General features: G+C 58.9%; 13 protein-coding genes. 10 read left to right on the top strand and 3 right to left on the bottom strand.

Annotated features, from left to right (window positions below; all coding sequences use genetic code 11):
• Positions 1-145 precede the first annotated feature (145 nt).
• Complete coding sequence (gene ndk / locus RHSP_RS20665; RefSeq protein ID WP_004122188.1) at positions 146-568, bottom strand: nucleoside-diphosphate kinase; 423 nt, start codon at positions 566-568, stop codon at positions 146-148.
• Positions 569-760: 192 nt separating this feature from the next.
• On the opposite strand from ndk, the gene RHSP_RS20660 reads away from it, so the two are divergent.
• The 6 genes from RHSP_RS20660 (at position 761) to RHSP_RS20635 (ending at position 6721) form a co-directional block, all read left to right on the top strand.
• Positions 761-1270 carry a DinB family protein gene (locus RHSP_RS20660; protein ID WP_004122186.1) on the top strand — a complete coding sequence of 170 codons (510 nt, stop codon included), beginning with the start codon at positions 761-763 and terminating at the stop codon, positions 1268-1270.
• 156 nt (positions 1271-1426) lie between these two features.
• Positions 1427-1924 carry a hypothetical protein gene (locus RHSP_RS20655; RefSeq protein WP_004122183.1) on the top strand — a complete coding sequence of 166 codons (498 nt, stop codon included), beginning with the start codon at positions 1427-1429 and terminating at the stop codon, positions 1922-1924.
• Between the two features lie 49 nt (positions 1925-1973).
• Entirely contained in the window at positions 1974-3863 is a 1890-nt protein-coding gene (locus tag RHSP_RS20650; protein WP_004122181.1) for an ABC-F family ATP-binding cassette domain-containing protein, read from the top strand.
• 106 nt (positions 3864-3969) lie between these two features.
• Positions 3970-4860, top strand: coding sequence for a polysaccharide deacetylase family protein (locus RHSP_RS20645; RefSeq protein ID WP_004122178.1), 891 nt, complete (start codon positions 3970-3972; stop codon positions 4858-4860).
• 315 nt (positions 4861-5175) lie between these two features.
• A complete protein-coding gene (locus RHSP_RS20640; RefSeq protein WP_037153419.1) occupies positions 5176-6099 on the top strand; it encodes a Gfo/Idh/MocA family protein in 924 nt (307 codons plus the stop codon).
• 76 nt (positions 6100-6175) lie between these two features.
• Positions 6176-6721, top strand: coding sequence for a GrpB family protein (locus tag RHSP_RS20635; protein ID WP_004122171.1), 546 nt, complete (start codon positions 6176-6178; stop codon positions 6719-6721).
• A 133-nt stretch (positions 6722-6854) separates the two neighbouring features.
• On the opposite strand, the gene RHSP_RS20630 is transcribed toward RHSP_RS20635, so the two are convergent.
• Positions 6855-7304, bottom strand: a complete 450-nt coding sequence (locus RHSP_RS20630) for a DNA polymerase III subunit chi (protein ID WP_004122168.1) — start codon at positions 7302-7304, stop codon at positions 6855-6857.
• A gap of 32 nt (positions 7305-7336) precedes the next feature.
• Positions 7337-8833, bottom strand: a complete 1497-nt coding sequence (locus RHSP_RS20625) for a leucyl aminopeptidase (protein WP_004122164.1) — start codon at positions 8831-8833, stop codon at positions 7337-7339.
• 204 nt (positions 8834-9037) lie between these two features.
• Between RHSP_RS20625 and RHSP_RS20620 the strand changes: the two genes are divergently transcribed.
• The 4 genes from RHSP_RS20620 (at position 9038) to RHSP_RS20605 (ending at position 14562) form a co-directional block, all read left to right on the top strand.
• The gene (locus RHSP_RS20620) at positions 9038-9820 is read left to right on the top strand and encodes a phosphatase PAP2 family protein (RefSeq protein ID WP_037153620.1); all 783 of its coding nucleotides are present in this window, start codon (positions 9038-9040) and stop codon (positions 9818-9820) included.
• A gap of 102 nt (positions 9821-9922) precedes the next feature.
• Positions 9923-11101, top strand: coding sequence for an LptF/LptG family permease (locus RHSP_RS20615; protein ID WP_037153417.1), 1179 nt, complete (start codon positions 9923-9925; stop codon positions 11099-11101).
• Positions 11098-12183, top strand: a complete 1086-nt coding sequence (gene lptG, locus RHSP_RS20610; RefSeq protein ID WP_004122154.1) for an LPS export ABC transporter permease LptG — start codon at positions 11098-11100, stop codon at positions 12181-12183. The genes RHSP_RS20615 and lptG overlap by 4 nt, the downstream gene beginning before the upstream one ends.
• Positions 12184-14562, top strand: a complete 2379-nt coding sequence (locus RHSP_RS20605) for an LPS-assembly protein LptD (RefSeq protein WP_004122152.1) — start codon at positions 12184-12186, stop codon at positions 14560-14562. It abuts the gene before it with no gap.
• The last annotated feature ends 117 nt before the right edge of the window (positions 14563-14679 follow it).

Here is a 14679-nt window from a genome sequence, read left to right as displayed (position 1 = left end):
TGAAGGCGGTGTTTGCGGGATAGTCCCCTCTCCCCGCCCGCGGGGAGAGGGAGGTCCTTACATCTGCAACGAAAAAAGCCGGGATGCGATCCCGGCTTTTTCAGAGTCAATTCAATTCGTTCAGCGCTGAAGCTGAAAGGCTAATTCAGCCGACGATTTCGGTTTCGGAGAACCAGTAGGCGATTTCGACAGCAGCCGTTTCCGGAGCGTCGGAGCCGTGAACGGAGTTTTCGCCGATCGACAGGGCGAAGGTCTTGCGGATCGTGCCTTCGTCAGCGTTGGCCGGGTTGGTCGCGCCCATGATTTCGCGGTTCTTCAGGATGGCGTTTTCGCCTTCGAGGACCTGAACGATGGTCGGGCCGGAGGTCATGCCTTCAACGAGCTCGCCGAAGAACGGACGTTCCTTGTGAACGGCGTAGAAGCCTTCGGCTTCGCGCTTGCTCATCCAGACGCGCTTGGAGGCGATGACGCGCAGGCCGTTGTCTTCAAAAACCTTGGTGATAGCGCCGGTCAGGTTGCGCTTCGTCGCATCCGGCTTGATCATCGAGAAAGTACGTTCAATCGCCATGGGTCCGTTCCTTGTAATCAGAGAAAAGTGGGCGGTGTTTACCTGCCTCAAAGCCCGAAAACAAGGGGGATCGCCCAATTTCACGCTGCTGTCACAGTCCGCGCGGCCGATTCGCGATCGACCGGGCGATGAAGCGGCTGTCCATTGCCGAACTTCGCGATAACATCATCATCACCATGGAGGAGAAGCCATATGCTCAAACATTTCAGGATGCTCGCCGATTACAATCGCTGGGCCAATGTTCAGGTCTACAATGCGGCAGTTGATCTCAGCGATGCCGAATTTAACGAAAACCGCGGCGCCTTCTTTGGTTCGCTCCACGAAACGCTGAACCATCTGCTGATAGCGGACCGGTTGTGGATGCATCGTTTCAACGGCACCGGCGAAGTGCCGGCATCACTTGATGTCGTCCTGCATTACGATCTCGAAGGGCTTCGCGCAGCGCGCGAGGCGGAGGATCAAAACATCATCGCCTGGGCGGAAACGCTCGATGCCGGTGCTCTGGCCACCGACATTACCTATACTTCGATCCTGCGACCAGGCGCCATTACCGTTCCCCTGCATCTGGCGGTATCACATATGTTCAACCACCACACCCACCACCGCGGTCAGTGCCACATGATCCTGACATCGATGGGCAAACCGTCGCTGGTGCTGGACCTGCTGCACTTCCTGCGCACCGAAGGGAAGCACTGGATGTGAGCGAGAGGCGAACCGTTATTTCCCTTCTTCGCCCAAGCGTTGAGCGCGTGCCTCATTTTGTTGCGGCGCAGCGTAGATGGGGCATTTTGTTCATGTTCCCTTAACCTGGGGGCCTGCAGATTGACGAGATATATCAGATCACGGTCATGAGCAGGCATGAAGAACTCGCAGACAGGCGTTTCGGCATATTCCGCCGATGACGAGACGGAAACCGAACTCGAGGTTATCGGCCGCTTCATGATGCGGCTGAAGGTGAAGAACCTGCCGCGCAACTACCAGCTCTTTCATGAGGCGCTCTACGGACAGGACAGAGGTCTTGCCGAGGAAATCGAGGCGCTCGGCTCTCTTCCCTCGCAAAGCGGGCTCGACGAGATCGGTCTGAAACATCGCCTCGTCAGCCATTGCGGATTGGTCGCACGCAAATCCGAAAGCGATGCTGCCGCAATGCTACGCGAAGTGGCGGATCAGCTCGCCAAAGGGCTGATCAAGAAGCAGCACTTCGCCCGCGAAGTCGTCCAATCGCCTGATGTCAGCGCGACCCTCGACAGTCTCAATGCATCACTCAGCAATCTGATGCTCTATGAGACGGAGCTGACCGAGAGGCTCAGAAACTGCGCGAATCCGCGAAAGCCGGCGCGCAACACGAACGCCTGAGCGCTTTCGCACTCTTGCCTTCGGCGCCGAGTTCGGCCAAAACCGCGCCATGATTTCGATTTCAGACCTCTCCGCCCGCATTGCCGGCCGCCTTCTCATCGACCATGCCAGCGTGACGCTTCCGGCGGGCGCGAAGGCTGGCCTCGTCGGCAAGAACGGCGCGGGCAAATCCACGCTGTTCAGGATCATCACCGGCGATCTCGCCGCCGAAAGCGGCTTGGTCTCGATCCCGCGTAATGCCCGCATCGGCCAGGTCGCACAGGAAGCGCCCGGCACCGAGGAGCCGTTGATCGATATCGTGCTTGCGGCTGACAAGGAACGCTCGGCACTGCTGGCGGAGGCTGAAACTGCCACCGATCCGCACCGTATCGCCGATATCCAGACCCGGCTTGCCGATATCGGCGCGCATTCGGCCGAAGCGCGTGCCGCCAGTATCCTTGCCGGTCTCGGCTTCGACCACGAGGCGCAGAAGCGCCCTGCCTCCTCCTTTTCCGGCGGATGGCGCATGCGCGTGGCGCTCGCAGCCGTCTTGTTTTCCGAGCCGGATCTGCTGCTGCTCGACGAACCCACAAACTATCTCGACCTTGAAGGGACGCTCTGGCTGGAGGATTATGTCCGCCGCTATCCGCACACGGTCATCATCATCTCGCACGACCGCGACCTCCTGAACACGGCGGTCAATTCCATCGTGCATCTCGACCAGAAGAAGCTCACCTTCTATCGCGGCTCCTACGATCAGTTCGAGCGGCAGAAGGCCGAAGCCGACGAGCTGCAGATGAAGGCGAAAGCCAAGAACGATGCGGCGCGCAAGCATCTGCAGAGCTTCATCGACCGCTTCAAGGCCAAGGCTTCGAAGGCGCGGCAGGCGCAATCCCGCGTCAAGGCGCTGGAGCGGATGGGTACGGTCGCCTCCGTCATCGAAGATCATGTGATGGGTTTCAGCTTCCCGGAGCCGGAAAAGCAGCCCGCCTCGCCCATCGTCGCCATCAGCGGCGGCGCCGTCGGCTACGAGCCGGAAAAGCCGATCCTCAAGCGGTTGAACCTGCGCATCGATGCCGACGACCGCATTGCCCTGCTCGGCTCGAACGGCAATGGCAAATCGACCTTTGCAAAGTTCATCTCGGGCCGGCTCGGCGCCGAGAGCGGCGATGTCAGGCTGGCGCCGAACCTGAAGATCGGCTTCTTCGCTCAGCACCAGCTCGACGATCTCATCCCCAACCAGACCGCCGTCGAGCATGTGCGCCGGCGCATGCCTGAAACGCCGGAAGCGAAGGTACGTGCTCGCGTCGCGCAGATGGGTCTGGCGACCGAGAAGATGGACACGCAGGTGAAGGATCTCTCCGGCGGCGAGAAGGCTCGTCTGCTGATGGGCCTTGCCGCCTTCGATGCGCCGAACCTGCTGATCCTCGACGAGCCGACGAACCACCTCGATATCGATAGCCGCAATGCGCTGATCCAGGCGCTGAACGACTATTCCGGCGCGGTCATTCTCATCTCGCACGACCGCCATCTGATCGAAGCGACGGTCGACCGGCTGTGGCTGGTGCGCGACGGCACGGTTTCGAACTTCGACGGCGATCTCGAGGACTATCGCAGCCTCGTCGTCGCAAGCCCGAAGCCGAGGGACGACAAGGCCAAGGGGAACGGCAGCGACGATTCAGTTTCCAAGGCCGATCAGCGCAAGCTCAATGCAGATCGCCGCGCTTCGCTGGCGCCGCTCAAGAAAAAGATCAACGAAATCGAATCCTTGACCGGTAAGCTTGAAAAACTGATTCAGGCGCTTGATGCGGAACTTGCGGATCCCACCCTTTACGAGAAGGCGCCCGCCAAGGCTGCGGAGAAGGCAAAACAGCGCTCCGATGCAGCCGACAAGCTCGCCACTGCTGAGGAGCAATGGCTGGAACTTTCGTCGGAATATGAAAGCGCGATGGCCGGCTGATCCCGGTGAATTCTTAACGGTTCCGAGACTGATCCTAACCGATCATTAACCATAATTGCGGAAAGTGCGCTCAACCTTCATTGACATTGAGTGTTGAGCGATTCCCATGAACTACCGTGTTTTGCTGGCTGGCATAGCCGTGTCCCTAGCATTGGGAGGATGCGCGTCGAAGCCGAGCACCGATGCCTCGCTCAAGACCGGCTATGCGGCCGAAGAACCGCGCCATAAGCCGCTGAAGGCCAATGATCCCGTCGATATGGAGCCGAAGAAATGGCTCGTCGCCGATCTTGAGACGCGCGAGCTCGAAGGCATGAACGGTCCGCACAGCCTTGCCGGCCGGACGCTGGAAGTCTCCGCGCTCAAGGACATCAAACTCGCCGACAAGGAAGTCATCCTGACCTTCGACGACGGTCCGGCGCCGGGCAAGACCGACCGCATTCTCGCCACGCTCGACAAGTTCGGCGTCAAGGCGGCCTTCATGATGGTCGGGGAAATGGCGCAGGCACATCCGGCGACCGCGCGCGAGGTTCTGGCGCATGGCGACGCGATCGGCAGCCATACGTTCCGCCATCCCGATCTCGACAAGATGACCTTCGACGCGGCGATGACTGAAATCGCCCGCGGCAAGGATGCCGTCACCAAAGCGATCGGCACCGATGTGCCCTTCTTCCGTTTCCCCTATCTTGCCGACTCCAAGCGCCTGCGCACGGCCATTGCCGCCCGCGACATGATCGTCATGGACGTGGATATCGACAGCAAGGATTATTTCACCTCGACGCCCGCTGCGGTGGTGGATCGAACCATGAAGCAGCTCCATCAGCGCGGCCGCGGCATCGTCCTGATGCACGATATCCATCAGCGCACGGTCAGAATGCTGCCTGTTCTTCTGAACCGTCTGGAAAAAGAGGGCTACAAGGTCGTCGCGCTGAAACACCGCGGCACTCCCACCCCAGCGACCAGCCTTGTCGCCCAGGCCGAAACCAAAATGGTGCGTTGAGACGGATCTCTGCCGCAAAGCAGCATAAGAGATGCAGCCTCGGAAGCATTGTTGCCTCTGAGGCTTTATTTTGTTTGAGCACAGACGTTACCGTCACACACAGCGGCTGCACTGCCGGGGCATCGCCATCTTGACCGCGACGGTCGTTCCCTTATCCAGCAATTTGGTGCCGGAAAGGTGCGCGGTCGACGGAGGCGCTGATGACAGCCGGATTTGAGGTGGAACATGTGGCCGCATTTGCGATCTACCGCCCTTGCCCATCGGCGCCATTCTGATAAAGATCAGATCAATAATCATACTAATCGAGAAACATCCATGTCCCCCATCAAGCTCGCTATCGTCGGCGTCGGCAAGATCGTCCGTGATCAGCATCTCCCGTCTATCGCGAATAATCCGGATTTCGAGCTGATCGCCACGGCAAGCCGCCATGGTACGGTCGAAGGCATTCCGTCGTTCACGACCATCGAAGCCATGCTCGATGCCGTAGCTGCAATCGACGCCGTCTCGCTCTGCATGCCGCCGCAATATCGCTACGAAGCGGCCTATAAGGCGCTCTCGGCCGGCAAGCACGTCTTCCTGGAAAAGCCGCCGGGCGCGACCTTGAGCGAAGTGGCTGATCTCGAAAATCTCGCCAAGGCAAAGGGTGTTTCTCTCTTTGCAAGCTGGCATTCGCGCTATGCGCCCGCGGTGGAAGCTGCCAAGGCTTTTCTTGCCGGCACGACCATCCGCAGCGCCCATGTGATCTGGAAGGAAGATGTCCGCCATTGGCATCCGAACCAGGAATGGATCTGGCAGGCCGGCGGCCTCGGCGTCTTCGATCCCGGCATCAACGCTCTGTCGATCATCACCCATATCCTGCCGCCGCTCTTCCTGACCGGCGCGACGCTGGAGTTTCCGGAAAACCGCGATTCTCCGATCGCCGCCGATCTGCACTTCAAGAGCGGAGCGGGCCTTCCCGTCCATGCCGAATTCGACTGGCGCCAGACCGGCAAGCAGAGCTGGGATATCGTCGCCGAGACGGCCGCCGGCCAGATGGTTCTTGCCGAAGGCGGCTCCAAGCTTTCGGTCAACGGCGAGCTGACCTTCTCGGCGCCCGAGGCCGAATATCCTTCGCTCTACCGTCGGTTTGCCGAGATCGTCAAGGCGGGCACTTCGGACGTCGATGTTTCGCCGCTGCGCCACGTCGCCGATGCCTTCATGCTCGGCAAACGCAAATTCGTCGAAGCTTTTTACGATTGATAGGCATTTCCCGGTGAAGACAATTCGATCCGCAACGTGCTAGCGTAGCACATCGTCCTCATCGGAGATGATGCCTATGGCATCGGAACATGAACAATCCTTCGGGCTCGGCGTCGGTAACAAATCCGTCAAGCTCGCCGAGCCGAACCAAAGCTGGCATGAAGCCTATTTGCTGGAGGAGGCCGCCATTCGCGGCGCTCTCGGCGACCTTGTCGTCGATATCCAGCATTTCGGTAGCACCTCCATTCCGGAGATCAAGGCCAAGCCGATCATCGACATTGCGGTGGGTGTCCGACATTTCGACGACGGTCTTGCCTGCGTCGAACCGATGGCATCGATCGGCTACGTCTACGCCGGCAGCAATATCGTTCCGGACGACCATATTTTCGGCCGTGACATCGAAGGCAACACCCGAACCCATCTAGTGCATGTGGTCGAATATGACGGCCCGACCTGGCGCAACTTCCTCATTTTTCGCGACCGGTTGCGCAAGGAACCGGACTTGGCTCATGCCTATGAGGCGCTGAAGGTCGAGCTCGCGGCGAAATATGCCAATGATCGCGCAGCCTATACGGCCGCGAAGAAGGATTTTATCCAAAAGATCCTTTCGGAAGGCGACTAAAACCCATCGCGATCCTCCAGATCGCTTCTTACGCTTTAGTCTTTTGATCTTTTGCATGTCGCTATCGCAAAACCGCGAAACACTTTTGCGCGACATGTTTTAGACGCGCCTACCCGGTAAAGCGAGAGAGGCGTTAAGCTTTCTTCTCCCAGCGGCCATCCTGCGTCTGCTGCCAATAGGTGAGACTATGCCCCTCACTCTTAAGGCGCTTCCACTGGGCGCGGGCGCTTTCCAGCTGTTCCTGATCATAGCCGTCGAACATCAGCACGACACGCTGGTAAGCTCCGACATCCGTCGCCTCGGCGCCGTCGATGAAAAACCGCACCGTGGCGCCATTTATGTTGTCGGGAGAGACCGTCAGCAATACGGGCTGCCGCTCCGCCATCTCGCCTTCATCGGTGCCATGCGGCAGGAAGCTATCCTCGCGATAGGTCCAGAGATGGGTATCGAGAAGATCGCGCCGCGCCGGCTCCCGCATCTGGACGGCGACCTGCCAGCCGCGCTCGACGCTTTTGTCGATCAGCGGCGGCAGGGCGTCTTCGAGCTTCGATTCTGTCAGGTGATAGAAGAGAACGTCTGTCATGCCGCCTCCTCTATCGCACAAAATCCGGCTGGTCACGATTCGTAGTTGGCGCGGACCAGCTCATCGAGCAGGCGCACGCCGAAACCGGAGCCCCAGGACTGATTGATTTCATCCTGAACAGAGCCCATGGCCGTGCCGGCAATGTCGAGATGCGCCCATGCCGTTTCCCCGACGAAGCGCTTCAGGAACTGTGCGGCCGTGATCGAGCCGGCGTGGCGACCGCCGGTATTCTTCATATCGGCAAACTTGCTATCGATCATCTTGTCGTAGTCCTTGCCGAGCGGCATGCGCCACAGGCGCTCGTCGGTAACAAGCCCGGCCGCCGTCAGTTCGTTCGCCAGCTTGTCATCGTTGCAGAAGAGGCCGGCCTGCAGGTTGCCGAGGGCGACCAGGATGGCGCCCGTCAGGGTTGCCAGGTTGATCATGAATTGCGGCTTGAAGCGGTCATTCGTGTACCAGAGCGCATCGCAGAGCACGAGCCTGCCTTCGGCATCCGTGTTGATGATCTCGATCGTCTGGCCGGACATGGAGGTAACGATATCGCCCGGACGCTGGGCATTGCCGTCGGGCATATTCTCGACGAGGCCGATGACGCCGATGGCGTTGACCTTGGCCTCGCGCGCAGCAAGCGCATGCATCAGGCCGGTGACGGCCGCCGCGCCGCCCATGTCGCCCTTCATGTCCTCCATGCCGGCCGCCGGCTTGATGGAGATGCCACCGGTATCGAAGACGACGCCCTTGCCGACAAAGGCGACCGGCTTGTCCTTGGCCTTGCCGCCCTTCCATTGCATGACGACCAGCCGCGGCGGCCGGGCAGAGCCTTGCGCCACGCCGAGCAACGCGCCCATTCCGAACCGGCGCATTTCGCGCTCCGTCAGAATTTCGACTTCGACTCCGAGCTTCTCCAATTCCTTGGCCTTGGCCGCGAACTCGACCGGGCCAAGCACGTTCGGCGGCTCATTCACGAGATCGCGAGCGAGGATCACGCCGTCAGCGATGGCTTCGGACGCGGCAAGAAGCTTCTTGGCAGCAGCCGCGTCCTTGGTGACGATCGTGACCTTCACGGCCTTGCGGGAGCCGTTCCTCTCGTCATCCTCCACCTTCTTCGTCTTGTAGGTATCGAAGCTATAGGCACGCAGCAGCATGCCCAGGGCAAAATCGGCGGCCTGCCTGGCCCCGACCTCGATGCCAGGCGCGTCGAGGAAGATGGCGACCTTTTCGACATTGCGGACCTTCGCCGCCGCACTGCCGCCAAGCTTCAGCCAATCATGAGCGCTCAGATCCTTCGCCTTGCCGGCACCGATGACGATGATCCGATCAACGGGCGCAGCTTCGGGAGCGATGATATCCAGACTGCTCAGCGCCTTGCCCTTAAAGCCCGATACGGGCGCGGCTCTGGCGAAGACATTGGCCGGATCGGCGCTCTCGGCGCCCGCCGGCAGGTCCCCGTCCGTGCCTTTCATGAGGATAGCCAGCCCACCGCTGAGGCGAGCCGACTTGGCGAAGGAAATCTCGAACTTCACAGACATTTCTGCTCCGATAATCACGCATGATAATAAAGAGAACTTGCTGTAATCATCATTCAAGGTTTCGCTAGGGAATACAAGCGATTGGCGAAGCATTCCCTTGACAAGCGATTTGGGCGACTTCAAATTCCGGTCATTCAGCACGGCAACGCCAAGCCACACTGTTTCGCTGCCGCCCGGCCGGCCTATCTTTTCCGGAAAGCCATCTTGATCGCAAACTTCAACAGCCCGAACCGCGGAGATCGCTTTCCCGGAATTCTGCGCCCGCGCAGTGCCGGCGATGCTTTCGTCACCCTCTTCTGCCTCTGGTGGGCGCTGCTGGGCCTGTTTGCGCTTTTCCCACAGATCGACCTCGCTGTCGCAAACATGTTTTTCCTGCCGCAGCAGTGTCCCGCTCCCGCGAAGCCCAATCAGATTTGCGGCATTTTCCCGTATGGCGCCGATCCGAGCATGAAATTGCTCCGGGAGATATTCTTCCAGATTCCCTACGTCGTCGCTGCCGTGCTGGTGTGGATGCTGTTCCGATGCTGGCAGCATCACGGGGCGACCTTCAACGCGCTCAGAGCCCGCAATCTCAAGATCGCGCTCGGCTCCTTGCTGATCGGGCCGGTGCTGATCGTCAATCTCTGGCTAAAGGCCTTCTCCGGGCGCCCGCGCCCGCGGCAGACGGACCTCTTCGGCGGCGCGCTCGATTTCGTGCAAGCGGGATCATTTGCCGGCAAATGTGTCAGCAACTGTTCGTTCATCTCCGGCGAGGCTGCGTCTGCAGGTTGGCTATTTTGCCTGATCTTCATCATACCGCAGCCACTGCGTCTTACCGTGGCTCTGCCGATTGCCGCCGTTTCCCTGCTTATTCCGGCGCTTAGGGTGGCGTTCGGCGCGCATTACCTCTCCGACGCGGTCCTCGGCTGGCTGTCTTCGGTCGTCGTATTCGCCGCGCTGCTGGCATTATCTCAAACGACACACAACAGAAGAATCTCGGAAAATTAACGATTTTTTTGCGAGTTGGTTGTCGCCAAAAAAACCCAAACAGCGTAGAGGAGGATGAATCTCTGTCGGCTTGCCCGGCGAGTGTTGCGTTTAAGGGCCGGCATGAAGTTATTCGAGACATATATCGTACGGCGTGCCGGTATGATGTTCCTGGTGGCCCTGCTGCCGGTGCTTGCCATTATTTGGACCACGCAGGTCCTGCAGCGCATCAATCTCGTGACCGACAGCGGCCAGTCGATGGGCTCGTTCGCAAAGCTTGCGACCCTCATTCTGCCGACTATCATTCCGATTGTCCTGCCTTTCGCTTTGGTCATCGGCATCACGCAGACGCTGACTCAAATGAACAGCGATTCCGAGCTGACCGTCATGGAAGCGGCGGGTGCCAAGCGCAGCATCATCATCCGCCCGATCATGGTTCTCGCCATCACGATCAGCGCGTTCTCATTCTTCGTCGACAACGTGGTCGAGCCCAAGGCTCGCGTCGTTGCCCGCCAGATGGTGGCGGAAGCCTATGCTGACCTTCTTTCGACCGTCATCGAAGAGAAGAATTTCCGGCGTATCGAAGACGGACTTTACGTACAGATCTCGCAGCGCCTGTCAGGACGCATCCTCAAGGGGCTGTTCGTCGTGGATTCCCGCGATCCTGCTTTCGATCTGATCTATTATGCGAAGGAAGGTGCGGTCGATGCGAGTGGCACGTCCCTGCTGATGAAGGACGGCGAAGTTCATCGCAAGACGGCTGACGGCAGCGTCTCCGTCATCAAGTTCGATTCCTATTCCTTCGATCTTTCCGACATGACGCAGAGCCGTGGCCAGGCGACGCTGCGTGCCAGCGACCGCAGCCTTGCCTTCCTGTTCAATCCGGATCCGAATGATCCGGACGTTAAAGCGCGGCCAGGCAACTATCGGTCGGAACTGCACCGCCGCCTCAATGAATGGGCCCTGCCCGCCATATTCGCGCTGATCTCTCTGGTGATTGCCGGCGATGCGCGCTCGCATCGCGAAGCGAGGCTGCATCCGATGGTGTCGGCATTGACGATCGCCTTCGCGCTGCGCTGGGCCGATTTCTATGCGGCAAACCAGATCGACAGCAACCCCAGGTTCGTTGGCGTTCTCTACGCGATCAACATTATTTCGGCTGTTGTTGCCATCGCATTGCTTTTACGCAATCGCAAGATGACGGTGCCGCTCACGATCCGCAACCGTCTCAGCAGCTGGCGGCAGAGAATCCAGGACCGCCTGCCGACGGCGCCAGGCGGACCTAACGGGAGCGGTGCATGATTTTCAGCACGCTCGGGCGCTATTTCTTCAGTCGTTACATCATAACGACGCTCTGGTTCTTCCTGGGCGTTCTCTCGATCGTCTATCTCGTCGATTTCAGCGAGAATGCCGGCCGGCTCTCGGGGCTCCCTGGCTATACGGTTTCGCTCGGTCTGATGATGACCGCCGTCAGGCTGCCATTCATTCTGCAGCAGACGGTGCCGTTCATCTCGCTTTTTGTCGGCATGACGGTGCTGATCGCGCTCAACCGCCGCCGCGAACTCGTCATCGCGCGCGCAGCCGGTATTTCCGTCTGGCAATTCATGACGCCGTTCATCGTAGGCGCCTTTTGCGTGGGATTGGCGACTATGCTCGCCCTTAATCCGGTTGCCGCCTGGGGGCAGCGCCAGGCAGAAACGATGGAAGCGGATCTGCGCGGCGATCCCTCCTATCACAATAGGCTTTCGGTTCCGTGGCTGCGTCAATCCAGCGGCAAGGACGACACGATCATCGGCGCGAAGGCCATTCTGGACAATGGAACGACGCTGATGGGCGTCGTCTTTATCCACTTCGATTCACAGGGAAATATCGTTCTCCGCCAGGATGCGGAGTCGGCAAAGTTGCAAGATGGTTACTGGCTTCTTAACGGTGTCGTCGAACGGCGGCCCGGTGAAATGCCGGAACACAAGAGTTCGGTACAGGTCCGTACGAATCTGAAACAGGATTTTGTCTCCCAGCGCCTGGCGCAGCCGGAAACCATTGCTTTTTATGATCTTCCTAGTCGAATTAAGGTCGCCCGTTCCTTCGGAATATCGACCAATGCACTCGAAACACAGCTTCACTCGCTGGCGTCGCAACCACTCCTTCTGGTGGCAATGACGCTGATCGCAGCAACTGTGTCTCTAAAATTCAGTAGATTCAACCAATCGCGCTCCGTGATTCTGGGTGGAATCCTCTCAGGCTTCGTGCTTTATGTTGTCACCGTGCTTGTAAAGGCATTCGGGAGCAGCGGAGTGGTTCCTCCCTTCGTGGCGGCATGGATACCCGTGATCGTCGCATTGGCATTCGGAGCAACGATCCTGCTTCATCAGGAGGACGGCTAAGTGGCGGCAGGCAACCGCAAGAGTATCAGAAAGATTGTGGCTGCCCTCGTTACGGGCACGGCCGCATGCGCATATATTATGAGCCCAGTCGTCGCGTACGCCCAGGCCAACAACAACAATGGCAGTACTGGCACTGTGACCTCTCCTATCAAGGTCAACGTGCCGGAGGGCTCCAAGCTCGTCCTCTCGTCCAACGAACTGACCTATAATAAAGATGCACAGATCGTCACCGCCACCGGTGCCGTTCAGATCAACTATGGCGGCTATAGAATGGTCGCCCAAAAGGTTGAATATAATCAGAAATCCGGTCGGATGATGGCTCTCGGCAATGTCGAGCTGATCACCCCGGACGGCAACCGCATGTATGGTGACAAGATGGATGTCACCGACAGCTTTTCCGATGGCTTCGTGAACGCCCTGCGCGTCGAAATGCCTGACAACACCCGCATGGTCGCGGAAAAGGGCGAACGGGTCGGCGGCACGCAGCTCATTCTAACGAAGGGCGTCTATACGGCCTGTAAGGCCTGCTCCGAGCAAGGGCGCGCCCCGTTGTGGCAGGTAAAGGCACAACGCGTCATCCAGAACGGCGTCACGCATACTGTGCGCCTCGAGCATGCCCGCTTCGAGCTGTTCGGCCAGCCGATTGCCTATATCCCGTGGATCGAAGTTCCCGATAATACAGTAAAGCGCAAATCCGGCTTCCTGTTTCCGTCGGCAAGCATCTCGCAGCGCCTCGGCGTTGGCGTGAAGGTCCCTTACTATTACGTCATATCGCCCAGCATGGACGCGACGGTGACCGCCACCGGCTTCACCAACCAGGGTCTGTTGCTCGAAGGCGAGTTCCGTCAACGCTTCGAGAATGGCACGCATGTTCTGCGCATCGCCGGCATCGATCAGATGAATTCCGGCAAGTTCAATGCCGGCTCTAGCGATGCCGAGCACGACTTACGCGGGATGGTCTCTTCCAAGGCGGACTTCAGGATCAATCCCCGCTGGACCTTCGGCTGGGATGTGATGGTGCAGAGCGACAACAACTTCTCGCGCACCTACGGCCTGGAAGGCGTCAATCAGAGCACGCACACCAACCAAGCCTACCTGACCGGCCTTGGAAAGCGCAATTATTTCGATATGCGCGCCTTCTACTACAATATCCAGGACGCCGATAACAGCAACACGGCGCAGAAGCAGCAGGCATATGTCTATCCGAGCATCGACTATCACTATGTCGATCCGAAATCGGTTTTGGGCGGCGAGCTGTCTGCGACGATGAACTTCACGCACCTGTCGCGTGACAAGACCTCCGTGCTCGACGCCACCACAGCTCTTGGCGATTCCAGCCTCAACGACCGTTATCTCGGCCTTAAAGGGGACTATACGCGCCTCAGCACCGAATTGCAGTGGCAGCGCACCTTCACCACCGATCAAGGTCTGGTGCTGACGCCGCTGGCTGCCGCGCGGGGCGACATCTATGGCCTGGATATGAATGCGCCGGGGGCCGGCACTTATTCCGGCAACTACGACAACAGCGACTATCCGACACGCGGCATGATCACCGCGGGTCTCGAGGCGAAATATCCCTTCCTCATCACCACAAACAACAGCACGCATGTGTTCGAACCGATCGCACAGATTTATGTGCGCCCGGACGAGCAGCTTGCCGGCCGATTGCCGAATGAGGATGCTCAGAGCTTCGTCTTCGATGCGACCAATCTGTTCGATCGTGACAAATTCTCCGGTTTTGACCGTGTGGAAGGCGGAACGCGAGCAAACGTGGGTTGGCGCTACACAGGCAGCTTCGACAACGGCTACAAGTTGCAGCACATCTTCGGCCAGTCCTATCAGCTTGGCGGCCGCAACTCCTTCGCGACCACCGATCTGGCCGGTGTCGGCTCGGATTCTGGCCTTGAGACCACGCGATCCGACTATGTCACGATGTTCGGCTTGACGACGCCGCAAGGCATCTCGCTCGCCACGTCCTATCGCTTCGACGAGAAGGACTTCGCCTTCCGCCGCGGCGACACATCGGTCGGCTTCTCGAATGATATATTCCAGACGTCCTTGATCTACACCCATATCGCTGCTCAGCCGCAATATGGCTTCACCAGCAATCAGGACGAAATCCAGTCGCGCGCGCAGATCAAGTTCAAGGAATACTGGTCGGTCTTCGGAACGGTCAGCTATGACATCAACAGCGGTGATTTCACCCGTCAGGGTGTCGGCCTCTCGTATGAGGACGAATGCACGATCTTCACCGTCTCGTTCCTGAACAAGAAGGATTCGACTGCGCAGGCCGCAAGTGACTGGTCTGTCGGCGCCCGCCTGACCTTCCGTACGCTGGGCGATGTCAACCTCGGCAACGTTCAGAACGCGACATTCTGATCGCTATGAAGATTGGATAAAGCCGGCTTCATTGCCGGCTTTATTATTTCAACGCGGGCCGCCATTCCCTTTGCGTCATTGTTTCGCCGCAAGGATTTTGCAATTCATCGCGCTTGA

It is taken from the genome of Rhizobium freirei PRF 81, from assembly GCF_000359745.1.
Classification (GTDB): Bacteria; Pseudomonadota; Alphaproteobacteria; order Rhizobiales; family Rhizobiaceae; genus Rhizobium; species Rhizobium freirei.
Note: the sequence above shows the minus strand (reverse complement) of the source record. Positions and strands in the feature narration are given on the sequence as shown.

Coding starts and splice junctions, on each gene's coding strand:
- RHSP_RS20655 (WP_004122183.1), top strand. CDS start 1,427: ATGAAGAACTCGCAGACAGGCGTTTCGGCATATTCCGCCGATGACGAG.
- RHSP_RS20630 (WP_004122168.1), bottom strand. CDS start 7,304: ATGACAGACGTTCTCTTCTATCACCTGACAGAATCGAAGCTCGAAGAC.
- RHSP_RS20660 (WP_004122186.1), top strand. CDS start 761: ATGCTCAAACATTTCAGGATGCTCGCCGATTACAATCGCTGGGCCAAT.
- RHSP_RS20650 (WP_004122181.1), top strand. CDS start 1,974: ATGATTTCGATTTCAGACCTCTCCGCCCGCATTGCCGGCCGCCTTCTC.
- RHSP_RS20625 (WP_004122164.1), bottom strand. CDS start 8,833: ATGTCTGTGAAGTTCGAGATTTCCTTCGCCAAGTCGGCTCGCCTCAGC.
- lptG (WP_004122154.1), top strand. CDS start 11,098: ATGATTTTCAGCACGCTCGGGCGCTATTTCTTCAGTCGTTACATCATA.
- RHSP_RS20640 (WP_037153419.1), top strand. CDS start 5,176: ATGTCCCCCATCAAGCTCGCTATCGTCGGCGTCGGCAAGATCGTCCGT.
- RHSP_RS20635 (WP_004122171.1), top strand. CDS start 6,176: ATGGCATCGGAACATGAACAATCCTTCGGGCTCGGCGTCGGTAACAAA.
- RHSP_RS20645 (WP_004122178.1), top strand. CDS start 3,970: ATGAACTACCGTGTTTTGCTGGCTGGCATAGCCGTGTCCCTAGCATTG.
- RHSP_RS20615 (WP_037153417.1), top strand. CDS start 9,923: ATGAAGTTATTCGAGACATATATCGTACGGCGTGCCGGTATGATGTTC.
- ndk (WP_004122188.1), bottom strand. CDS start 568: ATGGCGATTGAACGTACTTTCTCGATGATCAAGCCGGATGCGACGAAG.